At 58.7% G+C, this 23,924-nt stretch carries 19 protein-coding genes and 2 pseudogenes; 7 read left to right on the forward strand and 14 right to left on the reverse strand.

The window, feature by feature from the left end; translation table 11 throughout:
* The first annotated feature begins 114 nt into the window (after positions 1-114).
* Both LB568_RS10975 and LB568_RS10980 read left to right on the forward strand, forming a co-directional pair.
* The gene (locus LB568_RS10975; protein ID WP_224730118.1) at positions 115-3,786 is read left to right on the forward strand and encodes a hypothetical protein; all 3,672 of its coding nucleotides are present in this window, start codon (positions 115-117) and stop codon (positions 3,784-3,786) included.
* Between the two features lie 15 nt (positions 3,787-3,801).
* A pseudogene (locus LB568_RS10980) lies at positions 3,802-4,390 on the forward strand (transposase); the annotation flags it as partial.
* Between the two features lie 810 nt (positions 4,391-5,200).
* Here the strand turns inward: LB568_RS10980 and LB568_RS10985 are convergent.
* From LB568_RS10985 to LB568_RS11005, 5 genes are all read right to left on the reverse strand, one after another.
* On the reverse strand, positions 5,201-6,118 hold the full coding sequence (locus LB568_RS10985) for an NADP-dependent oxidoreductase (RefSeq protein ID WP_224730119.1): 918 nt from the start codon (positions 6,116-6,118) through the stop codon (positions 5,201-5,203).
* 718 nt (positions 6,119-6,836) lie between these two features.
* Entirely contained in the window at positions 6,837-7,328 is a 492-nt protein-coding gene (locus LB568_RS10990) for a hypothetical protein (RefSeq protein ID WP_224730120.1), read from the reverse strand.
* A gap of 103 nt (positions 7,329-7,431) precedes the next feature.
* On the reverse strand, positions 7,432-8,199 hold the full coding sequence (locus LB568_RS10995) for an alpha/beta fold hydrolase (protein WP_224730121.1): 768 nt from the start codon (positions 8,197-8,199) through the stop codon (positions 7,432-7,434).
* Positions 8,200-8,247: 48 nt separating this feature from the next.
* Complete coding sequence (locus LB568_RS11000) at positions 8,248-8,862, reverse strand: nuclear transport factor 2 family protein (RefSeq protein ID WP_224730122.1); 615 nt, start codon at positions 8,860-8,862, stop codon at positions 8,248-8,250.
* Positions 8,863-8,870: 8 nt separating this feature from the next.
* Positions 8,871-9,656 (reverse strand): phosphohydrolase, encoded by a 786-nt coding sequence (locus tag LB568_RS11005; protein WP_224730123.1) that lies wholly within the window; start codon positions 9,654-9,656, stop codon positions 8,871-8,873.
* A 217-nt stretch (positions 9,657-9,873) separates the two neighbouring features.
* Between LB568_RS11005 and LB568_RS33775 the strand changes: the two are divergent.
* Both LB568_RS33775 and LB568_RS11015 read left to right on the forward strand, forming a co-directional pair.
* Positions 9,874-9,987 (forward strand): annotated as a pseudogene (locus LB568_RS33775) (TetR family transcriptional regulator); the annotation flags it as partial.
* Between the two features lie 27 nt (positions 9,988-10,014).
* Positions 10,015-10,428, forward strand: coding sequence for a hypothetical protein (locus tag LB568_RS11015; protein ID WP_224730265.1), 414 nt, complete (start codon positions 10,015-10,017; stop codon positions 10,426-10,428).
* A 201-nt stretch (positions 10,429-10,629) separates the two neighbouring features.
* Here LB568_RS11015 and LB568_RS11020 read toward each other — a convergent pair whose 3' ends face one another.
* The 5 genes from LB568_RS11020 to LB568_RS11040 form a co-directional block, all read right to left on the reverse strand.
* Positions 10,630-10,932, reverse strand: a complete 303-nt coding sequence (locus LB568_RS11020; protein WP_224730124.1) for a putative quinol monooxygenase — start codon at positions 10,930-10,932, stop codon at positions 10,630-10,632.
* 102 nt (positions 10,933-11,034) lie between these two features.
* Entirely contained in the window at positions 11,035-11,901 is an 867-nt protein-coding gene (locus tag LB568_RS11025; RefSeq protein WP_224730125.1) for an NmrA/HSCARG family protein, read from the reverse strand.
* 469 nt (positions 11,902-12,370) lie between these two features.
* Complete coding sequence (locus LB568_RS11030) at positions 12,371-13,249, reverse strand: SDR family oxidoreductase (protein WP_224730126.1); 879 nt, start codon at positions 13,247-13,249, stop codon at positions 12,371-12,373.
* A 24-nt stretch (positions 13,250-13,273) separates the two neighbouring features.
* Entirely contained in the window at positions 13,274-14,164 is an 891-nt protein-coding gene (locus LB568_RS11035) for a haloalkane dehalogenase (RefSeq protein WP_224730262.1), read from the reverse strand.
* Positions 14,165-14,215: 51 nt separating this feature from the next.
* A complete protein-coding gene (locus LB568_RS11040) occupies positions 14,216-14,587 on the reverse strand; it encodes a VOC family protein (protein ID WP_224730127.1) in 372 nt (123 codons plus the stop codon).
* A 98-nt stretch (positions 14,588-14,685) separates the two neighbouring features.
* Between LB568_RS11040 and LB568_RS11045 the strand changes: the two genes are divergently transcribed.
* Positions 14,686-15,279 carry a TetR/AcrR family transcriptional regulator gene (locus tag LB568_RS11045; protein WP_224730128.1) on the forward strand — a complete coding sequence of 198 codons (594 nt, stop codon included), beginning with the start codon at positions 14,686-14,688 and terminating at the stop codon, positions 15,277-15,279.
* Positions 15,280-15,398: 119 nt separating this feature from the next.
* On the opposite strand, the gene LB568_RS11050 is transcribed toward LB568_RS11045, so the two are convergent.
* The 3 genes from LB568_RS11050 to LB568_RS11065 all read right to left on the reverse strand — a co-directional run bounded on the left by LB568_RS11050 (position 15,399) and on the right by LB568_RS11065 (position 19,198).
* Complete coding sequence (locus LB568_RS11050) at positions 15,399-16,031, reverse strand: tyrosine-type recombinase/integrase (protein ID WP_224730129.1); 633 nt, start codon at positions 16,029-16,031, stop codon at positions 15,399-15,401.
* Positions 16,032-16,709: 678 nt separating this feature from the next.
* Complete coding sequence (locus LB568_RS11060; protein WP_224730130.1) at positions 16,710-17,762, reverse strand: sensor histidine kinase; 1,053 nt, start codon at positions 17,760-17,762, stop codon at positions 16,710-16,712.
* On the reverse strand, positions 17,759-19,198 hold the full coding sequence (locus LB568_RS11065) for an ATPase domain-containing protein (protein ID WP_224730131.1): 1,440 nt from the start codon (positions 19,196-19,198) through the stop codon (positions 17,759-17,761). Before LB568_RS11065 ends, LB568_RS11060 begins: the two co-directional genes overlap by 4 nt.
* Before the next feature lie 280 nt (positions 19,199-19,478).
* Here LB568_RS11065 and LB568_RS11070 point away from each other — a divergent pair, with 280 nt between their 5' ends.
* Positions 19,479-21,395, forward strand: coding sequence for a PAS domain-containing sensor histidine kinase (locus LB568_RS11070; protein ID WP_224730132.1), 1,917 nt, complete (start codon positions 19,479-19,481; stop codon positions 21,393-21,395).
* 231 nt (positions 21,396-21,626) lie between these two features.
* Here the strand turns inward: LB568_RS11070 and LB568_RS11075 are convergent, their stop codons facing one another.
* Entirely contained in the window at positions 21,627-22,472 is an 846-nt protein-coding gene (locus tag LB568_RS11075; RefSeq protein WP_224730133.1) for a DUF4336 domain-containing protein, read from the reverse strand.
* Positions 22,473-23,094: 622 nt separating this feature from the next.
* On the opposite strand from LB568_RS11075, the gene LB568_RS11080 reads away from it, so the two are divergent.
* Positions 23,095-23,724, forward strand: coding sequence for a hypothetical protein (locus LB568_RS11080; protein WP_224730134.1), 630 nt, complete (start codon positions 23,095-23,097; stop codon positions 23,722-23,724).
* Positions 23,725-23,924 lie beyond the last annotated feature (200 nt).

Below are 23,924 nucleotides of genomic sequence, written 5' to 3' on the forward strand. Positions count from 1 at the left end.
GAAAAGCGGAACAGCGCTTGCTGGGCTTCGGGCTAGAAAGCCAACCTTTCCAGTCGGCGTAGTGCCATTGGAAGCGCTGGCGACCGTTGTCAATTCCCATTTGGGCTGCCGACCATGTCATCTCTCGTAACTCAGACCCGCAAGAAGCTAGGCGAACTTGCCTCGCCGGAGGAATTCGAACTGCTGGTCACTGCAGTCCTGCGTGCGGCCGATCCTGACTATGCGTCCCTGATCCATGTCGGTCTGAACGATGCGGGCCGTGCGATTGTTTCGCCGATCGATGGAATTGACATCCGCGTTTATCGCGGTGGCCGACGTCTGCTACTGGTGCAGCACACAATTACGGCGCGCAAAGACCTACGTCGCAAGTGGCTTGACGATCAGCGCGGCGACGTCACAAAGGCTCGCGCGATATCCGAAAAGGAGCTGGCACGAGGCGCTATTTGCGAGGCTACGTTGGTCCTCACTTGCGCGACGGATCCGGACCAGGAGCTTGTTCGCGACGCGAACGCGGCAGCGGGAAAGGGCCTTCGGGTTGACTTTTGGACCGCCTCCAGAATTGCCGATTTTCTCGATCGTAACCCTGAAGGGCAATGGTTGCGTGAACAGCAGTTCGGGACGCCGGCGATCCGGCTATCGGCGTCTAAAGCCAGGACCATTTCGCGCCAATCGTTGGATGAGTATCTGCCGCTCGTAGATCGCGCCGACATGATACCGCGGGCTCTCGACGACGTTCTGGGCAGGTTCGCGCGTGAGACGCTCGGCGCGGGTTTCATCATCGGAGAATCGGGACTGGGCAAGAGTGCCGGCTTGCGCCGGCTTGGCGATGCTTGGCACGCAAGCGGCGGTATTGTTTTGGTGCTGTCGCATATGTGGGTCGAACAGGCCAGCCGTATCGAGCAGGCAATCACGCTCGCTCTTAGGCATTGGTCGCCATCGCTTGATCTGTCATCCGGTGCAACGGCTCTGAGCCTGGCGACGCCCGACATGCCGATTTTGCTGATCGTTGAGGACGTCAACCAGTCCTCCAATCCGAACCGGATCATTGAACGGCTCCTGGGATGGTCCGCGATCGTGAAGGCCACCGGCGATCCCGCCGGCAGCACGCAGCAATGGCGGTTGCTCTGCCCGGTCTGGCGCGGCAATGCCGGGCTATCGGATATGCGGTTCAGAGATCGCGTCGTGCAAAGCTCAATCGTCGTGGAACGGTTCGAGCGCGCTGAATCTGTCGAGGTAATTGGCGCTCGTGGGCTCGCGGCGGGTACGGAGCTCACCAGGCTGCAATGCGACGACCTCGCCCGCGCCCTTGGTGACGATCCACTGCTTATCGGGCTGAACCAAAACTGGGAATCGCCGGGCGCACACGACGCAATCCAGTCATACGTTACAGCGAACATCGACGAAGCGGCGGACGACAGACTGCTGGCAAGCGATCTAAGGCATGCACTCGACGCGCTTGCCGAGAAGCTTGTCGAGGAGCGAACGACCTTTCCCGATTGGCAACAAATTCGTCGCTGGTTCTCCAACGACCAGGACACAGTTGCTGCGCTCCGCAGGCTGATCGACCAGACGCGAATTATTCGACTTGGTGCCGGAGGTGGTGGCGATACCTTGGCCTATCGGCATGATCGTGTCCGAGATCATCTGCTGATCCGGGCGATGGTTCGACTGATCAGCAGCGACCGGTTGCGCGATGACATGTGGGCTGAGCCATTTTACACAGAGCTGATCGGCGGCGCTTTGGCCGCGCTTACCCCAACCGTTATTGAGCGGGTAGCGAAGCTCAATCCCGTCGCCCTGTTCGCGGCGTTGCAAGATTCGAGACTGACGGCAACACGGCGCCAGCAGGTTCTTGGCCTAGCGCGGGCATGGACTGCTTCAGGCGGCTTCAACTCCAATCGAATCGAGCAGCAGCGCTATCACGCTATGCGCTGTCTGGGACGAATCGATGGAGACTTTGTGATCCCCCTTGCTAGGCAGTTCCCGTTCTCCCTTCTTCAGTATGAGCCTCTGATCCGAAATGGCAGCGCCAAGGCAGCGGCTGCGTACTGTGCGAACTCCGGAGCCGTGACAAGAGATTCCTGGCGTGATCGCATGATAGCGCATGCGCTCTCCCTCCATCCGCAATTCCTATCAGACCTGGCATCTTTGATTAGCGACGCTTCCCTCAGCGAAAAGCACTTCGAGGGCGCGCTCAATCTTGCTGGGGAGATCGGTGATCCAGTCTTGTGCGATGCGCTCGCCGCGCGTTGGTCAAAGACACCATCTCTTACCGAAGGGTGGCTGTGGGCGGGGCTTCGCTGCTGCCCGCCGATCGGACATCCCTTGGCGGACGCGCTGTGCGATGCGTGGGCCAAACTTCCTACCAGGGTCCGTCATTCAGGGCGCAACCACGATAGCAATCCGCGTAGCGATATTGCGGTTCATAGCCTACCCTTCGGTTTTGCTCGCAAACCCGAGCCCAGCGCGGTCGCGTTTCTCATCGCTCGCGCCAAGCAAGACCGTGCGCTTTGTGGTAGTCTGAGCTGGATACTCAGCCATGTGGACCTGCCCGAGGCAGTGCTCTTTGCGGGCCAATTCGAAGCGAAATTGTCTCGGCGAGCGGAGAACACGGGTGGCTTTCACTCCTTTTCGATGCGGCTGGAACGGCAATGGTCGCCAGACCAACGAGGGCGCGCCTTGAGCGCGAAGTCGCGCACAGCGCTTGAATTAGTCTGGAGGAATCGACGCCGTAACGCCTATGATCGCAAGGCCGCTTTCAATATTTGGCGCCAGACGCCGACCCGAGATGAACTTGCCTCGCTTGCCGCTCTCGAAGCCGACCCGGTGCTTGCCGATGCCGCGTTGAGAACGCGCCTCGAGGCTGGCGATCAGACAGCGGTCCCCCTTCTCAAACAGAGAATCTGGAATTCCGAGCGCGGCAACTATTGGTGGTTTAATGCTAGAGGCGTCGGGTTGTCTAATCTCCATGATGATGTGCAGCGTTATCTGCAGGTGCGCCGCGCGGATCCGCCTGTGGCCAATCGCGTAACCGACGCCGACACAATTCTGGCTGAGTTGCTCCTCGATGAGAATGACGCGTTTGCTGAGGAAGTCATCGACCGCAACTGGGATCAACTCAAATTGAGCCCGGTCTTCGTGCAGGCAGCGCTTTATCTTGCCACATCTAAAACCCTGGCGCTTGCGCACGCTGCCATCGCCGAAGCGAATGCTCCGGAACAGACGTTCGCGTTTATCGATTCGCATTGGGGGATCAAGACCACTGGCCGCAAAGGGATAACCAGTCTTGCTCAGCTGCGGGCCCTTGAACCCTACTACGTTCAAATTAGTAAGCTCCAATATGGGGAGCTCTACGTCTCCACCTTCTTTGAATCGGCCAATCGGTTGGGGGCACTCGAATGGCGAAAGAGACATCTCGACCCCATAATCCATGAGACCAAGTTTGGCGATTGTCCGTCGAATGCGCAGGCGTTATTCACTGCGCTCGACGGGGAAGTGAAGCGCTATGTCGAGCGTGGGCAAGCTTGGTTCGCGATTGACTACTGGTTTGAAAGGCGTGAGGCAGAGCTTTGGGAACGAAGCTCACTTATTGCCGTCATCGGCGAGTGGGTGCGCGACCGCGTCAGTGTGGAAGCAGTGGAGCTGCTTTGCGAAGCGCTTCTCTATTTCGGCGAACGACGCGATCTCACACTTTTCGACCGGCTGCCATCGAGTCTACGCGAGGCGTGCGCCGATGCCATTGCAAATTGCGAGTATGGCGTGCGACGCCGATCCTTGGGTTCCTGATGATTGAGAACGCTGCGCCTGGTTACGGCGGTGCGCAGCGCCATGGCGGACGATCCGCTATTGAGGGAGCTAAAGGATGCCACATGCCGTCGGCGCGTGCGCCGCAGTCAAGGCAGTATTGCCGGTTGCTTGGTGGCACGAGCGAACTGTGCCGACGCTTCTAGGCGATCCCCGGCGTCGGCCTCGTCACAGCAATTTCGTTCATGACGGCCATCGATGATCCGTCACGCTTCCGCCGCTCGCGCGACGTCGCGGCCTACTTCGGGGTGACCTCGCGGCGCTGGCAGTCGGGCCCTCGATCGTGTTCAGGGCGGCATATCGAAGGCCGGCGACGCTGATGTGCGACGCTCGGTCTACGAGGCGGCGTCGGGTCTGATGGCGCGCTTCAAGGGCTCCGACAAGATCAAGAACTGGGGCTAGGCGATCGCCAAACGCTCCTGCCACCGCAAGGCTTGTGTCGCCGTGGCGCGCAAGCTGGCGGTGATCATGCGCGCGATGTGGAACGACGGAACGTTCCATGTCGGCGAGTCCGGCAGCAAGCCAGGCGGACGCCGCGCGGCGCGCCCATCACAAGGATCGCCGGCTGCTGGAAGCGCATCGATGAGCAGCGCAATGGAAGTTGGAACGCATGGCGCCGGCACGCTGACGAGCGCCATCTGACACAAGGAATCCGCTCCGTCGGATGAGGGCTGATGCAGACCAGGAACGACGGAACGCACGTTATCTTGCCTGCGGTCGCGCCGATCGCGAGACGGCCGGACCGCGCCGGATTGCCTGTGACGATGCTCCGCCACTCCGATGGAAAAGTGTGCCACGACGGTTCCCCTGCTGCAAATAAGCAGCGCTGCTACGCCTTCGCAGAGCGCGGAAGACTGCACGGCGCATTGGACCTTCAACGCCAGCAAGCGGAATCGTGCTTTAGAGCATAGAATGTTGTATTATCGTATATTGGAGGATGAACGACGATGGATAGTAAGAATTGGAAAGTACGGCCGATTAAGACGGCAAGATAAAAGGCCGCACATTGTGCAGCGATCGGTTGGTTGTTTTTGCTGGCGTTTCCGCCATTTATCGCACATTGCGAGCCTTTGCTGCAATGTGTGATTTTACCACAAGTTATTCATCTCATGTTGGAATCTACAAGGTGCGAATCACTCCCACTGGCTAATATCGGGTTCGCCGCTTGTCTTTCTAACGTCGGCACTGGGGGGCGTTACCGGACAGCCCGGCTTGAATCCAAAAGAGCAGGAAGCTGTCGTTCGGCCATGAGCCGGCCATGGCTTTCTGGGGCCACGCCGTAGCCGATCTTCGAAGGCCCAGTCGTAATCGCGTCGTCATATCGCTCAGCGCGCGGGCCGGTGAGATGCGTAGGCGACGTAGAGAAAGAGACGAACCTCCCTCTCTCCCCAAGCCGTTACGGACGAACGCGTATAACCGTCTTCCCCGCACGCCGCTCGGTAGAGTTGAAGGTGGCGACGGCATCGTCGAGCGACGAGACCTTACCGATGTTCGTCCGCAGTCGTCCGTCCCGCACCCGCTGGACGATCTCGCCTAGTTGGGCGCGATCCGCCTCAACGACGAAGTCCACGGCCAGACCATCGGCCGGTCGTGCCTCGGCCGGTCCAACGACGGTCACTAGCGTACCTCCGGCTCGAATGAGGGCTGCTGACTGCTTCTGAATGTCGCCGCCGATGACATCGAACACCAGATCGACGCCGCCAACGTCTGCCAGTGCGTCGTTCTCGAGGTCAACGAACTCATTTGCGCCGAAGTCGAGTGCCTTCTGACGGTCGGCAGAGCGTCCGGTGCCAATGACGTAGGCGCCGGCCTCTCGTGCGAGCTGCGCCACCATCGAACCGACCGCGCCAGCGGCGCCATGCGCAAGCACCCTCTGCCCCGCCTGAAGGCGGCCGTGCTGGAACAGTCCCTGCCATGCGGTCAGGCCCGAGATCGGCAGGCTCGCGCCCACCGTGAAGTCGACGTCGCGCGGCAACGGCGCGAGATTACGCGCCTCCATGGCGATGTATTCCGCGAGCGTGCCGTCGCGATGCCAGTCGGCTAGGCCGAACACGCGCTGACCGATTGATAGCCCCGTGGTCCCATAGCCCAGTGCGGTGACCACCCCCGCCAGCTCATGGCCGAGGATTGATGGCGTCCGGGCACTAAAAGCCCGATTGGCCCAGGTCGAAGGCCACTCCAGTTCGGTGTTGACGAACCCCGCCGCATGAACCTCTACAATGACGTCGTTTATCGCTGCCTGCGGCTCGGGCCGCTCCATCAGCTTCATCCCGGCTGTTCCTGCAGCTTGGTCCATCACTACGATCGCTTTCATGGGAATTGTCTCCTCAGTGATGTGTTGGTTCGGGGTAATTTACTGCTCCGGTTCCTCGGAGTCATCGCGCGCCCCGAATCTGGAATTCTTGTTGCTTTCAGCTGCGCGACTTTGGCTGGGGCTTCATAGTCAGAAGCGCCGCTAGCCCGCTCTGAAGGTGACAGCGGTCGCGCTATCGACGATCGAATTTGGCGCCACCGGCAGAGAAAGGGATAAGAGGGAAGCCCCAATCCGGCCGAGCCGGTTTCTGGAGCCCGCTCTTGGCGGCCGCACACCTCGACCACGATCTTTCGAACAACGCGCCAAGGAACCTGCGCGCATTCTGCCAGCGCTGCCACATGCTGCACGACAGCCGTAGCACACCTCCGCCAGTGGGACCTCATCTACAAGAAGCGGCGGGCAGTGGGAGACCTGTTCGGCGGCCGTTACGAATAGGCGCCACGCACGCCTCCACACGTCCCGCCCGGCTCCAACGCGCGCGCCAACCGGGCTCTGTAAAATTCAGCCCCCGGCCAACCGGTATTCCCAGACGAGCTTGAAACGCTAGGGCATGCGGGCAGGCTTGTCGCAATCGTCGGGCTGCTGCGTTTCACATGCGACAGCGTCTCGCCGCAGCGGCAGGTGGGTGGTAATAGGCGCCAGCTTCAAACATCCGGAGGCCCATTTCGTTTCCGCCCAAATACAATGACATTGTCACAAAGACGGTCACGTCACAGAGTTATATTCGCCACGACTTAGCTTTCACCAAGGCCAAAAAGATGAGTAAGTGAGTGACGAGTACGACGGGAGCGTAGAAAATATAGATATACCAAAAAGTGCCCAAGTCGTAGCTCGGTAAGTTTATTTGCAGAAGACCGCGTACTCCGATCACTAGGTCTACGAATCCCCACGTGTTGGTTACCCACACGAGAGGAATAGCGACACGCCAATTGGTACGCAGGAGAAAGATGCAAGCGAGCGCGAGCCCTGCTTCCAGGAGGTCGCCGTAGGCGGCGCTGGAAAGAAAGGCGGACGGCAGCTTTGAATCGACCATGCCCGGAACGAGCAGTGTCATGCCCACGTATCTCGGCACATGCGCAAAGAGCAGGATGGTTAGAGCAGATTTAAGGGGAAGCTTGGTTAGTGCGGGCCAAACATACCAAACCGCTATGACAGTCAAGACGAATACACTTGCGGCAAGCTGCGTCCAGAAAATCGAAACGTTATTCATCGGTCATCTCTCTCAATGGTTTACTGGCCGCACATCCGCGGCACTCCTGAATCCAGATACGAACTAAAATGCCGGCGCTGGCAGCGCCGCTAAACAGCTGTCGTTATGTCGTGGTGGAGCGCGCAGCTTGCCCGATCACATCGACCACGACTTCCGGGTAAGTGACGGGGACGGCGTGCGAGGAGTTCACCTCGATGACGGTGGAGTGGGCGCGATCGGCTTGGAGCTTATATTCTTCCACAGGAAACACCGCATCCTGCAGAGGCCTGATTTGCCAGCTCGGTTTGCTCGTCCATGCCGCAGACGTCAGCCGCTCGGAGATTGCGGCCAGGTCGATCGGGCGCTGGGTGGCCATCATCAAGGCAAGTTCGCCTTCAGACACGTCGGCGGCGACGAGGCCGCGGAACTTGTCGGCTCGGATAAGGGAATATGCGCCGCTGGTTCCGTCGGGCAGGGTATATCTGGTGACGTTGACGGATGAGGCGAAGTCGAAGCCGGGAAACCGTTCGAGGCAATCCTTGAGGCACTCTCCGACCGCAGGCATGGGGGCGGCTGCGTAGACAAGGCCTTTGACGTTTGGGTGGTCCCCAGCTTGGGTAATGACGGCCCCGCCGTAGGCGTGGGAAACGAGAATGACCCGGCTCTGGATCTCGTCTAGAACGCTGCGCAGGTAAGCGACGTCGATGCCCAGACTGCGTAGCGGATTGGCAAAGGCGACGACCGGGTAGCCATCGCGTTGGAGCCGAGGGATCACCAAATGCCAGATTGACGCATCTTCGAGGCCGCCGTGCACGAGCACGATCGTCGGCTTAGACGCTCCGGACCCCCCCGAGGTCGCAAAATTATCTTCGATTAGCCCTTTAGCGCCCATGTGCGTTGTCCTTGTCAAATTGATCTACTGCGGTCGGTCCGCCTTGCTTCAGCGTCCGATCGCGGCGAAAACGCGATAGGCAACGTCATTTCGGTCGCGGCCGGCCGGCGCAACGATCTTCTCAATGCCCGACCCCGGATCGCCACGGGTCACCGGGTGGAAATGCTTCCATTCGACCGTGGTCTCGCGGTTGGCCAAACCCCAGACGCCGTTCCGCTTGGTAAGCGAATCGACGTAGCGGCCACCGGATATGAATTCATGACCGTCGTTGATCGTGCCGTCCTCTGCACAACGCTCGGCGTAGGACTTTCCGAAGAACCCGGCGACCTTGTCGGTGTCGCCTTCAAGCAGATGATAGGCGTAATAATAGGACTCAGCGGCCGCAGCATCGCCGTTCAAGGCAATATGCGTGTGGGTCACGTGGTGCATCGTCGAGGCGAATGTGTCGCGAGAAAAGGCAATCACCTTGTTGGCGAAATCGCGGGCCGTACCTTCGAACCAGGCATGTTCGGTTCGCGCGTCCTCGTGATAGAGCGACTTGAGCAATTCAATGTCCAGCCGGTCAATCGCACGAGCGTACGAGGTCAGTAAGTCCTCGATCGCGAACCGATCGAGGATCGAGTTGATTGCGGCACTGTTGTTCTGGATGTTCTCTTGCGACATTGACTGAATTACCTTTCCGAAAGGGGCATAGCTGAGCCCATGTCTTGCTCGGCTGCGTTGTTGGCGTCGGCTGATCGCTGGCTCGCAAGTACGCTCTCGACCGGATGCGTCCCATTGCTCTCGAATGCACCCATCTGCACGAGGAGCGCGGTTCTGCTGCCATCCAGATGTGGCTTGGAGAGAAATGGTCCAAATGCCTCAAATAAGCCGGTGCGCGGAGCGCGCTCTACGGTTGCGGCCAGCGTCGTAGGCTCGATCCGGCGAACGTAAGCGCCGAAAATATCGCAAGTTGCGCCCACCGCGACGAGCGTGCTTTCCGAAGGGTATTGATCCCGGGGCACGACCAGATTCATGTGCGTGGAGATTGCATCACCGACGCGAACAGACCACTCGCCGTGTCCCTTGTTGGCAAGTCTCTCGCAGGTTAGGCGACCGCCACTGTGCGCGAAGCAGCAGGCGGCAGCAGGCCCTCCGACTTCCTCGTTGACGCCGACGTCGTGGCAGATCGCCGCTGCGTAGAACAACTCGCGATCAAACTTAATGCCGTCAAACGCTGCAACCTGCGCTCCGAAATAGTATGTCCGAAGGCAGTGCGCCCACAGCACGTCGCTGTAGGCACTACGGGCGAATTCATCTGCGTCGCGCACGAACTGCGTATCGGGCGGAGTCAGGGTATCCAACTCAATCCTAGCAGGACGAAGGAGCCCAAGCCGGTAACGGGCCTCGTCAAACACGATTTCAGCCCTCAGAGAAGCAAGGTTCCGCACAAGTGCAATTGTTTCGTCCGCACTCAACCGACCGCCCGTCCTATCAGCCCAGGCCAAAGTCCCCATCCTTGCTGCCGACATAGCCATTAACCCCTGTCTTTGATTGCGAACTTGATTTTCCTGCGATACCGCAGGATAATGCGTCAGTCAATCATTTCTTGCGAACTCGAAGGAAAATAAGTTGGATGCTTCCCGTACCCGCGGCCGACCCCTGAGCTTCGATAGAGGAGCTGCGCTAGACCGGGTGCTTCCGGTTTTCTGGCGCAAGGGATTCGACGGCGCCTCCCTCGATGAGCTTGCGGCTGCGGCGGGCCTCAATCGCCCGAACCTCGCTGCCGCGTTCGGTGATAAGCGCGGGCTATACCTAGCCACGCTCGAGAGATTCATGAGTAAATTCGTGGACGAGGCTGGTCGAATTCTGGATCAGCCTGGTAGTTTGCGGAACTGCCTCGATCAATTCTTCGACTTCGCAGCAACCATCTACACTCGTGATGGGCTCGGCTGCTTCGTTTTCGGTACTGCTCCGGCCGCGAGTGGCAATGACTTAGAGATCCAAACCGCACTGGCGAGCGCATTGGAAACAGCTCGATCCATATTGCAGCGAAAACTCTCGAATGCCGCCGGGATCGATCTGTCTCCCGGTGCGGACGCGGAAGGCTTGGCGATAGCATTGACCGGAGTCCTCTTAACGCTGGCGTTGTATGCCCGGGCAGGCTTCACCCCCGAAAATCTGTCCAAGATGCATCGACAGGCGACCGGTACGATTCTGACAGGGTGGACGTCGAATGACCTTCAATAGGAGCCACGACGACGTGCTAGTGAGGCCTTTAAGCTTGCTGTTTGGCTCGTTAGCGGGACTGAGCCTCTTCGCTGCATCCCTGAATGCCAAATCGACCGAGCGGCCTTTTCCAGCCCGGCGGCCGACGGCACAATTCCGCATGTCGGGACGGCTAAAACTTCTCGAAGCAGGCTGCACTTCGCTCGCTCCGAGAATGTTGTTTCAGGCCAAAAGGCGGTCCGCCAGAACCTCGAGTTGTCTGATTTCAAGCGGCCCTTCAAATAATTCGTCATATTTTGCCATGAGGGCGGCGGCGATCGAACCGTTAAGATGCGCTTGGCGCCCCTCTTCCTCCTCGAACGCGTCGAATATGCCGAATGTCGATTGATCGAAACGGACCGCAAACCAGGCGATGGTTAAAGGTTCCTGCGGAAGTAGCCCTTGTGCACTCTGAAGGAATGTAGCGACTTCCTGTTCCTTGCCAGCCTTCGCCTTCAGCTGAATGAAGATTGCGACTTTGGTCATATGATTTCTCCTCGATGTTAAACTGCGGAAAGGGAGCGGACGGCTCTTCGAGCTTGACAGCCATGTGCTACTTGGCGACCGACTCTAAAAAACGATCTCTGGTCAGTGTTCATCCCGATATTTCTTTACCCAACCGGCAAATGTCAGCATCTGGGGATTTTCTTGCCGCGCCTCTGCAATGTTTGCTTTGAAACCATTCTCGCGAATCCAGGTGAACATGTCCAAGAACTCCTTCGGCATCGCCCTCTTGGCCAGGAAGGCGGGAATCGGCGCCACCCAGGGCTTCTTCCCGGTGACGGTCTTGAAGGTCCTGACGATATCGTCGATGCTTAACTGATCCCCGGCGAGCGGAATAATGCGTCCGGCGTATTTCTCTGGCTCTTCGAGCGCGCGCGCAGCAAACCAACCGATGTCGTAGGTGGCCACGAACTGGATGGGGAGTGTGGGGCCAAAGTTCGCTTTGAAAATTCCGAGGAACATTCCGCGCTTGATCGGCGGGACGCCAAACGCATCCATGAAACCGACCGGGCGCAGAATGGTCGCCGGTAGTCCTAGATCACGGATGTGTTGCTCGATCGCCCATTTGCTCTCGTAATGGGCAAGGCCGCTGTTCCGCTCGACCCCCTCGGCCGACGAGTAAACGAGATGAGGGCTGCCCGCTGCCTTTACCGCATCGGCAAATCGCTTCCCGTTTAACTCCTCCGCCGGGGTACCCCCCTTTTCCGTCCATTGCTGCACCGAATACGCAGCGGACACGCCCGCCAACGCCTTCCTAAGCGATGCCACGTCGTCGAAGTCACCCTTGACCAGTTCCACGCCACGCGCGGCCAGGCTCTTGGCCTTCGGTGAGTCCAAGTTCCGCGTCAGAACCCTCACACGGACCTTTTTCGCCGCCAACAAATGCGTGACGGTCGCGCCGCCCTGGCTGCCGGTTCCGCCAGTAACAAGCACCACTTTTTCATTAGACATAGATTTCATTCCTTCTTGCTTGTTCGGGGAAAAGCGCGTCGGCACTGCGACAGGCTCGCACTGAAAGGCTGACGACGGTGACCGGCCAGCGGTCTACCTGAACGATTCTCCACTTGTCGCGATGAGCGACATGCTCACCTGGTCTGGCTTTGCGACAGGCTCGCTCGCCACCAACTCCGATTGGAATTTCTTGAACGATGGCAGGCCAGTGATGACTGCCGAGGGATCGTCTTGAGAGGCCACCAGATGAAGAAAGGTTTGCCCGTCTCCTTCAAGAAATACCGATAGGAAAGGCCAGTCACCGCAGCTGCCGTCAGCGCTGCGATGAACTCATCAAGGTTCCGCTGTTCTTTTCAACGAACTCTGGCTTCACTGTGTATCGATGGCGTGTGATTTTCATTTGGTTGTCCTTGCAATTTAAGCTTGGGGAGCGAGCGAGGCGCAGTCATCGTGCAGCGCCTCAACCTCGTTAGTTGGAAGCAGCGCTCCACAGCTTGGCGCTCTCCAGGGCGAAGTCGTGGTAGGAGCGCGGGTTGCGGCCGAGACGCTCGCGCAGGCGCTCAAGTCCGGCGGCGGTCGAGACCGGGCCCTCCTCTTGGAAATGCTTCATCATGTATTTGAAGTCGTAGGCCATCCAGTTGGGGGCGAAGGCTCGCAAGCTCTGGACCCATCGGTCGATATCGTCGCCGATATACTTGATCGGGCGGCCAAGCGCCTCGCTCCAGAGTTTCGCGCCGCTTTCTCCGGTCAGCACGTCCTCGGCCACCACCTCGTAAATTTCCGGGCCGAGGGGTTCATTCGACGCCAGCCGGCGCTGGATTTCGAGCACAGCCACCTCGGCGATGTCGCGAACGTCGGTAAACGAAACACCCTTTTGCCCGATTGGGAACGGGAACAAGCCGTGGCCGAGCGCATCCTTAACGCCCGGGCTCTGCATGTACGCGTTCGGACGCAATATGGTCACCGGCATATTGTGTTTCGCAATCAGGCGCTCGGCGGCAAACTTTGACGCGAAGTGCGGAACGTCTTCGGTCTCCTCGACCCGAAACACGGACAAGTACGCGATAGCTTTGATCTTCGCCTCGCGACAGAGATTGAGCGCGGAAATCGTGACGTTCAGCTCATCAGGCACGACCGGACTTAGGAGAAACACCGCTTCGACGCTGTCCATTGCGGCCCGCAGCGCATCCACATCGAGCAGTTCACCCTTAAACGGCGTGACACCCGCCGGAAATGTAGCCTTTTCGGGTGAGCGCGTGAAAGCTCGAACGTCAAAGCCTGCCGCAACAAGTTGATTGACAACAACCGAGCCAACGTTGCCGGTGGCGCCCGTAACTAAAACAGTCATAATTATCTCCGGTTTTGTTATGAATTAGCCGGCTTGGCCATGCACCGAGCGGCGTGTTTCGATGACGAACTGTCGAAGGGCGGCGCCGATCTCGTCGGGCGAGTCCTCCTGGAGGAAGTGCCGGCCCTTCACGGTGACTTCGCGCTGGTTTTTCCAGGTCCGGCAGAACTGCTGGTTTGCGCTACCCTCCGAGATAACCGCCCCGGGGTCGCCGGCGATGAACAGCTTTGGCATCTCGCTCTGGCTGAGCCATTCCGAGTAGGCCCGGATGATCGACGTCACGTCCTCGGGCTGGCCGTCGATGGAGGCCTGTCGCGGCCAGATCAACGTCGGCAGCCGTCCTTCGCGCTGGGCGTAAGGCGCGCGATAGACGTCCATCTCCTCCTCGCTCAGGGTTCGGATCATCGCCCCCGGCAGCATTTTTTCGACGAAGAAGTTCTCGTCCAGGACGAGGTGTTCGCCTTCGCTCGACCGAAGTGCGCGGAACCCGTCGGCCGATGCACCAAAATCGTCCCAGCTGAACGGTCGGACAACAGCTTCCATGTAAGCGATCGCCGCGATCTGATCCGGATAGCGGTAGGCGCGGTGAAAGCCGAGCGCCGAGCCCCAGTCATGGATGACCAGGATGGCCTTGCTCAAATTCATCGCGTCGAACCAGGCGTCGAGGTAGCGCGCATGATCGACGAAGCGGTAGGAATAGGTGGGCGACTTGCCCGATTGCCCCATGCCGATCAGGTCGGGCGCAAGACACCGCCGGATGTCGCTGACGTGCGGAATGATGTTCCGCCAGAGGTACGACGACGTCGGATTGCCGTGCAGGAAGACGATGGGATCGCCTTCACCCACGTCTATATAGCTCATCTCTGTGTCGAGGACGGCGACACGCTTTCTAGGATGTGGATCGGAGGCAGCCATGCTTAGACTCCTGTCAAAGGTTTCGGTGATTTTCAAAGAAAGGAGCGGCCGTCACGGATGGGCATAAATATTGACGAGGTTTCCGTCAGGATCGCGAAAGACGATAGCGCGGGCGCCCCAAGGCATGAGCTTCGGCGACATCACCCAATCGCTCACGATGTCCTGCAGCCGTTCATATTCAGCATCGACGCAGTCGACTTCGAAATCGAGGATCACGGAACGATTGGCCGCCGCTTCGGCGACGCCGTCGCCGTACGCCTGAGTCGTCGCTTGGGCTATTATTGCCAATCCTTTGCAAGGTTCATTTTGGAATTGGGCATAGTCATTGCTAAGGACCTCTGCCTTCGCTTGGCTGACGCTTTCGTAGAAGCGCGTCAGCTTCGCCACATCGGTTGTAACCAGTCGGGTTTGTTTGAGAGTCATGGTAACTTCTCCAAAAATGTCGTACTGCATTTCTAAGCTACGATATAGTAGCTACGGTTAGGGAGTCAATAGACGTGCCCAAAGAGTCTCGCAGCGTCGTGCCGCCAGCCAAAGGACCGGAGCCGCTACGGCGTTCCAAAGAAGCCGTGAAGGCCGCGAGCTTGTCCGCAGCCTATGAGCTCCTGACAGAGGCTGGCTTCAGCGGCGTCAGCTTCGACGAAGTGTCGCGCCGATCGGGCGTCGCCAAGACCACGCTCTATCGATATTGGCCGACACGCACAGCCTTGCTGTTTGATGCCGTCATGCAGTTCGCCCCCCGCCTGGTGACGCCCAATACAGGGAGTCTTCGCGGCGACCTGACCGCATTCACGTTGGGCTTTGCTCAACGCTTGCAGACAGGTCGATGGTCGTCCGCGATGCCCTCCATCATCGACGCCGCCGAGCGCGATCATGAGGTCGCTGAGTTTCAGTCGCGCACTCATGCCGGGATGATGTCGGGGTTCAGCGAGATTGCGGCGCGGGCGCAAGCGCGCGGTGAACTCGGGCCGGATTTCGATGTATCCGATCTCACGGCGGCGATCGCCGGGCCGCTCTTTTATCGCCGATGGTTTTCGCGGCAAGATCTGGATGACGCTTTTGTTCTCGGCGTCGTCGAAAGGGCATCTGGCTGGGATTCCAGAGGCCATGGATAGGTCAAGCTTCCAACGGTGCGAACAATGTCTGCTTTAGAGACAGCGCAAAGCTAAGCTCTCGGTCCGATATTGGGCGCAAATTGTTCACGGCTCCACTCGTGAGGTGGAGCCGCTCTTGATCAAACCTCAGTTGCCTCGGCAAGTTCGAGAGCATCCTCTACATCGACTCCCAGATAGCGGACCGTGTTCTCGATCTTGGTATGACCGAGCAAAATCTGGATGGCTCGCAGATTTCCCGTCGCTTTGTAGAGAATCGAAGCCTTGGTGCGACGCAGGGAATGGGTGCCGTATTCCTGGGGTCGAAGCCCGATCGCCTCGACCCATTCGTCGACGAGGCGGGCATACTGCCTTGTGCTCATGTGAGCCCTTGGATCGATCCTGCTGGGAAATGCGTAGTCATCCACTGTCCCGCCGCGTCGTTCCAGCCATGCGAGAAGGCTGGAGCGTGCGTCGCTCATCAACTCGAACTGAACAGGTCGGCCGGTTTTCTGTTGGATGACCATCGCGCGAGTTCGGATTTCCGGCCCTATAACCAGGTTGCCGATTTTGATCTTGACGAGATCGCAGCCGCGCAACTTGCTGTCGATCGCCAAGTCGAAGAGCGCTCTGTCTCGCAGACGCCGTTCTCGATCGAGAAAGAAGCGTATCGCCCATATCTGTCGAGGTTTCAGAGGGCGTTTCGTTCCAACCCTCTTGCCTGCATTCCATGCCCGGCGATCAGAGGCGGCGAGGTCGTAGCACGAGTGTCCCATTTCGTTTCTCCTTCGGCCATGATTGGCCACCGGAGAAAAGCCGGTAGACCGTTGACGAGTGGGGGGCCGCAAGGAGACGGTCAGCTTGCGGGATTATGCTGTCGAAAAGCTGTGGTCACTTCAATGGCCAAGCAGAAGCCCGGAGTCGTCACTTTCCGGAACGCACGCGCTATTGATCGGCGAGCGGTTTCACCAAATAGGACAGCATGGTGCGGCTACTGGTCGAAAAGAACGCCTCGACGGGCATGCCCGGCGCTAGGGTCAGGCCTTTCGGCTCTTCAACTCAGTGAGCGATAGGCTGACGCGAACGGTCTAGGAGCCCGCGCCGCTGCCGGCGCTCAACGCCTTGGATACAGCATCTACAACGCCGCGAAGGCTCTGTTGGACGGCAGGATTCGGATCGCTGCCAAGGAACTTGGATCACGTGGCATAGCAGTCAAAGCCGTAGTTCCCCGAAACCGATCGCCACCGAACTGTTCCCCAGGGCAAAGTCGGATGCCGATCTCGACCGCAAAGCGCGAGTGATGCCAACAAAACGGCTGGCCCACCGGAGTAGCCAGGGGCATGTGGCGCACCGAAGTCCGCAGAATGATCTACTTACTTTGATGGGTGGGGATAGCCAAGTCAGAGAGCCGGCATTCGAACAAGCGTCGAAGATCTTGAAGAGGACAGCCGCAATCAGCTCAGCACCTCCGGTGTAAGGCGGGAGAGTAGACCGCTAATCGAGAAACGCAACCCATCCGATGCGAAGACGAGATCGGGAGCCTCGCCGAACAGACTGGTCAATGCGGCGCGCATATAGCGCGTTCCATATCCTACTCGCGAGGGTTCGACTACCGTCGGTCCGCCTGTCTCGGTCCATCTCAACGTCAGCATCGGTTCCGAACTCGACACTACATTCCACTCCAGGCGTATCCGGCCTTCGGGCTGAGACAAGCCGCCATATTTGATGGCGTTTGTCGCGAGCTCATGAAGGGAAAGTGCGAGGGTTGTGCCGGCATCGCGCGAAAGCAGCACCTCAGGTCCTTCAATCGTGATGCCACTTTGTCCTTTGGAGATGTACGGCGCGAGGACCGATTTTGAGACGTCCGTTAAGGTCACGGTCTCGCCACCGGCGTCAAAGACTGCGGAATGCACGTTCGACAGCGCCCGCAATCGCCCCTTGAAATCTTGGGCGAGGCCATCTGTCGAGGTCGCCCCGCGCCGCGTCATGTCAAAAATGGATACCACGGTTGCCAGAATGTTTTTCACACGATGATTGAGCTCGTGGCGCAGCTCCGTCTCCCGCTCAAGATAGTCGCGCACATCGCGCTGTCGTGCCCTGGTGAGGAGTGCCGACTGGATTCCGCTTATCAGCTCGAGCGCGGCCACGGGACGCTGATAGAATATCTGCCGCGAACGTGGCCAAGCAGCACTCAGGGCCGCTTGGATGCGCGACTGCTGTGCCGCGCGGTCCAGCAGAACAACAATGGGGATTTCCGACCAATTCGGCTGGGCGTGAAGGAAGCCGCCAACTGTTGCGATAGCCTCGGAATCTAAGGCTTCGTGGGTAACAACCAGCACTCCAGGGGACAGTGCGAGCAAATCCTTCAAATCCTCGGGGCTCGCGGCTTGAGCTCGTAGACCTCGTTCTTGCAGCAGGGAGGCCGTGTAAGCAGCATCCTTGCGGTAGGGCGCCAAAATCAGCACCCAATCCAGTGTTCCCAGACTATTGCGCTCGGTGTCGCTCACGTCTCGGGCAGAGGATTGTATGCAACGACCGAAACCCCGGAACTCGCGATGAAAAGTTCCCGAACATCAAGGTCGTGCGGGCCGTGGCGCTTCTTGACGACGGTGATGTTGCGCCTCAGGCGGCCCTCATGCTCGGCCATCCGAAGAAGAAGCACCGTGTCACCGAGAAAACTCACGTCCACGTCTATCCCGACATTCTGTCCGAGCAATCCATGCTGAGCAACAATGAGCATGGTCAGCACGTCAGCGCGCGCGAGATGTTTCAGGAGAGACTGGATGTCCAGCACCGCCTTTTCGCGATGAGGAAGTGAATTCAGATACCCGGTAAAGCTGTCGATCACCACGACACGAGTGTTATTGCGGCTGACGACCTGTTGAACGATCTGGCCGAACTCGCCCGGCGAGATTTCGTTCGGACTAAAATCGTAGATGACGAGTTGCCCATCCTTGTAGAACTGCCGAAGGTCCATCCCAAGCCCCTCTGAGCGGCGAAAGAAAGTCTCCAGTCGCTCCTCAAAAAGGAACAGTGCGACGCTTTCGCCCCGCTGAAGCGCGGCAGTGGCGTAAAGCGAGGACATCGTCGATTTGCCTGTCCCCGACTGGCCAATCACGAGCGTTATAGTTCCCGATTCCTGGCCGCCGCCGAACATCTCGTCGAGCGCATCGACCCCAGATTTGATCAGTTGCGGTTTGCTCACTTCGGGAGGCGATCCGGGAACAAGTCTCGGAAACACCACAACACCTTCGCCCTCGCGAATGGCCATGTCGTGATAACCATCAGCAAACGGCACGCCCCGCATTTTGCTCACTTCGATACGCCGGCGCACCGCACCGTAATCCTCGAGAGATTTATCAAGCCGGATGACTCCGTGGGCGATGCCTTCGATCTCCTCGCCGTTGTGATCGCCGCCGCTTGTTTGGGTGTCGAGCAAAACCGCCACAATGCCCCGCTTGGCCAGGAAAGCCTTGAAGCCGATCAGTTCGCGCCGGAACCTCGGCGTGTCGCCGGTAATCAGCCGGATTTCAAGGAGCGAGTCATAGACCAGCCTGTGCGGTTGATATTCTTCGATCGCGCGTTCGATCGCCTTGCGAGTCTCATCCAAGCGAAGGTCGGCAGTCTGGAAAATCGTCTGATCGGCCGCGCCACTCACGGTGTCCGAAGCTGACAGCTCCTCAACACGGATTCCATCCAGCGTCCAGCCGTGTGAAGATGCGATCGCTTGCAGTTCGGCTGCGGTTTGCGAAAGGCTGACATAGATGCAGCGCTCGCCGGCCGCCACGCCGGCGCGCAGAAACTGCAGCGCCGCGGTCGTCTTGCCTGCCCCCGGATCGCCCTGCACGATGTAGAGATTCGAAGCGGGCAGTCCACCGCGGAGGATTTCGTCCAGACCGGAAATACCGGAACTTACAACGGGCTGCTTCTTTCGCTCGGCCATTACGCTCTCGTCTCCAAACGGGAATCGTAAGCCCGTCGTTGGCTGCCATACGTTCGAAGTAGAACCGGGGGAGGACCGACCGGCGGCCAGACCCGGCTATCTGAATTTCTAATTTCTGTAATGGCCGCGCTTCTTTCAGGCAAGTAGCTCATTGTAAGCCACGGCAATCTCACGCGGGGTGGCACAAGCGCGTACGCCTTCGCGACCGCTGCATCCGTTCATCGTGGAACCATCCGAGACGACAGCGGTTTCGTAGAGTTAGCAATAGATGGGATGGGGAATGATTCACGGGACCGTCAATCAAGCCGATGAGAATCGCTACCGCATTCTCGTCGAGGCCGTTACCGACTATGCAATCTATATGTTGGACCCTTCGGGAACCGTGACAAGTTGGAACGCAGGGGCCGAGCGGTTCAAAGGATACTCCGCGAGTGAGATCATCGGCCAGCATTTCTCTTGCTTCTACACCGAGGAGGATCGGGAAACTGGGCTTCCCTCGCGGGCTTTGGAGACAGCCGTCCGAGAAGGCAAGTTTGAGAGTGAAGGCTGGCGGGTCCGCCGCGACGGGACGCGTTTTTGGGCTCACGTTGTCATTGACCCGATCCGCGACCCAAGCGGCAATCTGACGGGCTTCGCCAAGGTCACGCGTGATCTTACCGAACGCAAGAAGGCCGAGGAAGAACTGCGCCAAAGCCAGGAACAGTTTCAACGTCTGGTCCAAGGCGTGACGGATTACGCGATCTACATGCTCGACCCAGAAGGCGTAATCACGAGCTGGAATGCGGGTGCGGAACGCATCAAGGGTTATTCGGCAGATGAAATAATCGGCAGGCACTTTTCGCAATTCTATACCCTCGAGGACCGTGAGCGGGGCAGTCCGCAAAGCGCCTTGGAGATCGCCGCCCGTGAAGGTCGGGTTGAGCGCGAAGGCTGGCGAATACGAAAGGACGGGACCGCCTTCTGGTCCCACGTGGTTATCGACGCCATTCGGCACGAGGACGGGAAGCTCCTCGGTTTCGCGAAGGTCACGCGCGACATTACCGAACGAAAGAAGGCACAGGAGTCGTTGGACCAGGCCCGTGAAGCCCTTTTCCATTCACAAAAAATGGATGCGATCGGCAAGCTGACGGGCGGCGTCGCTCACGATTTCAATAATTTGCTGATGGCGGTTCTGGGTAGTCTCGAGCTACTCCGCAAACGGCTTCCCGACGATCCACAATTGCTGCGTCTTCTCGACAACGCGGTGCTCGGGGCGCGACGGGGAGCGTCCTTGACGCAGCGCATGCTGGCTTTTGCGCGGCGGCAGCAACTCGATCCAAAGCCTGTCGACCTAGTTGCCCTTATCCAGGGAATGAGAGAGTTGCTGGAGCGCTCGCTTGGCTCAAGGGCGATCATAGAAACGAAATTTCCGCTATCGCTCGATCATGTGATGATCGATGAAAGTCAGATCGAACTTGCATTGATCAACCTGTGTGTCAACGCCAGGGACTCAATGCCTGACGGTGGGACCATCGTCATTTCCGCCCGGATGGAACAGGTCGGCGAAAGCAATGATGCCGGCTTGGCTCCGGGCCAATATGTTTGCCTCTCGGTAGCAGACAGTGGCGAAGGAATGGACGAAGAAACGCTGGCGCGGGCAACGGAACCATTCTTCACCACAAAGGGTGTCGGCAAAGGCACGGGTCTCGGTCTGTCTATGGTGCATGGGATGACAGAGCAAATGGGCGGGCGCCTGGCGCTTAGGAGCCGGAAGGGGGCTGGGACGACGGCAGAGCTGTGGCTGCCGGTCGCAACCGCAAACTCAGAAGTCTCACGCGGGCCGGATGTACTCGCCCAGGAGCCCATTGAGGCGGTGTCTCTGCGGATCCTGGCAGTGGATGACGACGCCCTGGTCCTGTTGAATACCGCTGCGATGCTCGAGGATCTCGGCCATACAGTTGCGGAGGCGCATTCTGCGGCAACAGCCCTAAGCTTGTTGGAGGAGCAGCGGTTCGACCTGGTCATAACGGATCACGCGATGCCGAAGATGACTGGCCTACAGCTGTCGAACACGATCAAAGACAAGTGGCCGAACATCCCCGTCATTATAGCAACGGGCTACGCCGATCTCCCGGGCACTCGCGAGCTGAACCTTCTCAGCAAGCCGTTCACAGAAGAAGAACTAGCGAGCGCAATTGCAACCGCTAACCTTATATAGGGTCGCTGCGAGACTGCCCAGCTTAGTTCCGGCGCTGGATTGCCACCGCACACCGGCTTCCATATGTTTACACCGGCGATGTCCGCTTCTGGAGGACGATGGGGTCAGCGCAATGAGCGATATTGAGGCGCATTGCCGCTCGGCAGCATTGGGTCGGAAGATGACCGTCTACTATCCTGCAGGATTAGCAGATAATGGCCATTCGCGACCCTCCAACTGCTGACGTTGGGGCTAATGGAGCAACCATGAAAACGCCCGCCGCAAAAAGGCTTCGCCACCCGTCCTGACAACCTCACCGTGCGCCACGACGACGTGCTCGGGATGCTTTCCGATCAACTCGCGGATTTTTGGGCGCGCTGTTGCGCGGTTACGGAAACTGACCCGATAGTCGATCGGGGGATAACCCCACCCTTCGATCATTTTGGAAACTCTTGCGATTGCTCGCATCCAGCTAGGCCAATGGTGTTTCAAGAATGTCGCGCTGAAGGTCTGCGAGAGGTCGGCGATGATGGCGGTCCGCGACGCGCGGTGAAAGAAGATCAGTTCGTCCATGAAAAGCGAATTGGTGAAGTAGAATTGGTCGACCTGCCCGTTCCATTCGGCGGGCGGATTGTCGGCCAGTACCCCGTAAAAGCGGAGTTGCCTGCACTTTGCGATTGTCGTCGCCGTCGCCCACAGATTCGCATCCGGGAATGCGGCCTGCCAGTCCTCCAGAAACAGATAGTGCAGCTTGTTGGGGCTGACGATATGCCGAACAGGACCCAGGGCCCGAATCTCGGCCTCAATTGCTGCCGTTCTTTCGACTGGCGACCATAGCCACAGTCCGCCATCGGCAAGACGCACGACAACCATGCGTGTTGGATAGTCGAAGCCTTTGAACGATACGACTCCGCCATCCGCAAACCAAAGGTCCGATCCCAACGGCTCCAGCATGTGGCGAAATCTAGTCCGCCAAATGAACGCTTTCCACCCCCTCAAGAGCGTCATGGTGCGATCGAGGCGGAATCGAAAGCGATCGCCTGACACGGCAAAGATCGTCCCAAGTGCGCGCCGCTGATACACCTCAGGTGTGTGCACGGCTCCTCCTACCTATGAATTACTGTGGACTCACTCAGCGCGCCACGGATCGCAAGCTGGTCAGGGGATCATCGCTCATCTTGCTGATTGTTCCAGAGTCATAAATCTGGCCGGGTGCACTTAATAGGCCGTTCGGCATTCACACGTGGTTCGGGGCCGTCGCTCGACGCCTTGGATTCGTAGAAGGTCTTTGACGGCGCGCGGCAAGTGTGACCGCAATCGTGCTGCGGAAATTTGAGACGCTTAAACTCTCGGTTGTCAGGTTGCTGGCCATTGGCGCTCCACTAGGAAATCACCTTGCCCTCGATGGCTAAGCCCTATGTTGTGCCGCCGCTTATCTTAGAGCCTAGACCAGCCTCGACAAGCCGACGAAAAGCCTCCGACCTGGTGGGAAGATCGGGCTGGTTGCGGCGCCATTCGTCGACCCGGGCAAGCAAGTCACTCGTGAGCCGCAGTTCGAAGCGCTCAGTTTTGTTATCAATGGCATCGGGCGTGTTTGACAATGACTATGTCCGTAATGTACGGTATGTACGTAAATTGTGGTTTGCGCTTTGCGGCCGAACAACGTGCTCGAACACGTCGCTCGGCCTGACCACAACCCAAGCTGTTTGGAGCTCGGATCATGGCTGATTCCGACAATACCACGACTTTGCCTCTCGTCATCGGTCAGCCACGCGATGAGCCTGAAGGTTGGACACCCCAAGCTATAGATTCAGCTTTGCGCCTATGGAGCGAGTGGCAACGAGCTCGACATGCCTCATTGCTGCTGTGTCGCGTCCAGCAGCGGTTGGAGAGCCAAATCATGGTCAATCCGGGTATTCAGGGATTGACCGCAGATTCACCGACTGGAGTTCAAGACCAAACGTCGCGCACTTTCGGTGGTCCATGGGACTATGCGGTTGCGCGGGAGGCCGAGGTCTTTGCGATGACCGAAGCTTTGAAACTTCAAGATTCGATTCCCGAAGTCGCGGCTACCTCGATCGCCGGCGCCATCGCCAAGCTAGAAATCATCGTCGGCGCTGATCGGGATATTGGTGACCCTACCGACTTCCCGTGGCCGCACATAGCTTCCGCACTGCGTGACTTGAAGGCGATCGCGGGAGGCTTGCCGGTTGTTCGCCGGAGCCGGGAAAAGACGCGGAGCGATGTCGCCAAGCATTGGGAGTCCGCCGTCAAGCTGGTCGCGGCTCTGAAAGAGGAAGGGGAGGCGGAGCAGTCTGCCGATGTAGCGGACTTCCGACGCGCCCTCTGAAGCGTATCAACAGCCCGGATTGTCGAGAGCCGGCCAACAGATTACGACGGTTCGTTTCCCATTGATGGTTCGGCCGGATGTCAGCATCAGGACGTTCCCACTTATCGCCTACGGCCCGACCTTGATTATTGAGGCGAAACCGCACGGCGCAAGCCATTTCACGCTGTGACCCGACGACATGAACTTCGTGCTTTCCTTCG

The organism is Mesorhizobium sp. B263B2A (assembly GCF_020165775.1).
Taxonomy (GTDB): Bacteria; Pseudomonadota; Alphaproteobacteria; order Rhizobiales; family Rhizobiaceae; genus Mesorhizobium; species Mesorhizobium opportunistum.

Excerpts from the sequence above, each read along its gene's own strand:
- LB568_RS10975 (WP_224730118.1), top strand. The coding sequence starts at position 115 with ATGTCATCTCTCGTAACTCAGACCCGCAAGAAGCTAGGCGAACTTGCC.
- LB568_RS10985 (WP_224730119.1), bottom strand. The coding sequence starts at position 6,118 with ATGAAAGCGATCGTAGTGATGGACCAAGCTGCAGGAACAGCCGGGATG.
- LB568_RS10990 (WP_224730120.1), bottom strand. The coding sequence starts at position 7,328 with ATGAATAACGTTTCGATTTTCTGGACGCAGCTTGCCGCAAGTGTATTC.
- LB568_RS10995 (WP_224730121.1), bottom strand. The coding sequence starts at position 8,199 with ATGGGCGCTAAAGGGCTAATCGAAGATAATTTTGCGACCTCGGGGGGG.
- LB568_RS11000 (WP_224730122.1), bottom strand. The coding sequence starts at position 8,862 with ATGTCGCAAGAGAACATCCAGAACAACAGTGCCGCAATCAACTCGATC.
- LB568_RS11015 (WP_224730265.1), top strand. The coding sequence starts at position 10,015 with ATGAGTAAATTCGTGGACGAGGCTGGTCGAATTCTGGATCAGCCTGGT.
- LB568_RS11020 (WP_224730124.1), bottom strand. The coding sequence starts at position 10,932 with ATGACCAAAGTCGCAATCTTCATTCAGCTGAAGGCGAAGGCTGGCAAG.
- LB568_RS11025 (WP_224730125.1), bottom strand. The coding sequence starts at position 11,901 with ATGTCTAATGAAAAAGTGGTGCTTGTTACTGGCGGAACCGGCAGCCAG.
- LB568_RS11030 (WP_224730126.1), bottom strand. The coding sequence starts at position 13,249 with ATGACTGTTTTAGTTACGGGCGCCACCGGCAACGTTGGCTCGGTTGTT.
- LB568_RS11035 (WP_224730262.1), bottom strand. The coding sequence starts at position 14,164 with ATGGCTGCCTCCGATCCACATCCTAGAAAGCGTGTCGCCGTCCTCGAC.
- LB568_RS11040 (WP_224730127.1), bottom strand. The coding sequence starts at position 14,587 with ATGACTCTCAAACAAACCCGACTGGTTACAACCGATGTGGCGAAGCTG.
- LB568_RS11050 (WP_224730129.1), bottom strand. The coding sequence starts at position 16,031 with ATGGGACACTCGTGCTACGACCTCGCCGCCTCTGATCGCCGGGCATGG.
- LB568_RS11065 (WP_224730131.1), bottom strand. The coding sequence starts at position 19,198 with ATGGCCGAGCGAAAGAAGCAGCCCGTTGTAAGTTCCGGTATTTCCGGT.
- LB568_RS11070 (WP_224730132.1), top strand. The coding sequence starts at position 19,479 with ATGATTCACGGGACCGTCAATCAAGCCGATGAGAATCGCTACCGCATT.
- LB568_RS11080 (WP_224730134.1), top strand. The coding sequence starts at position 23,095 with ATGGCTGATTCCGACAATACCACGACTTTGCCTCTCGTCATCGGTCAG.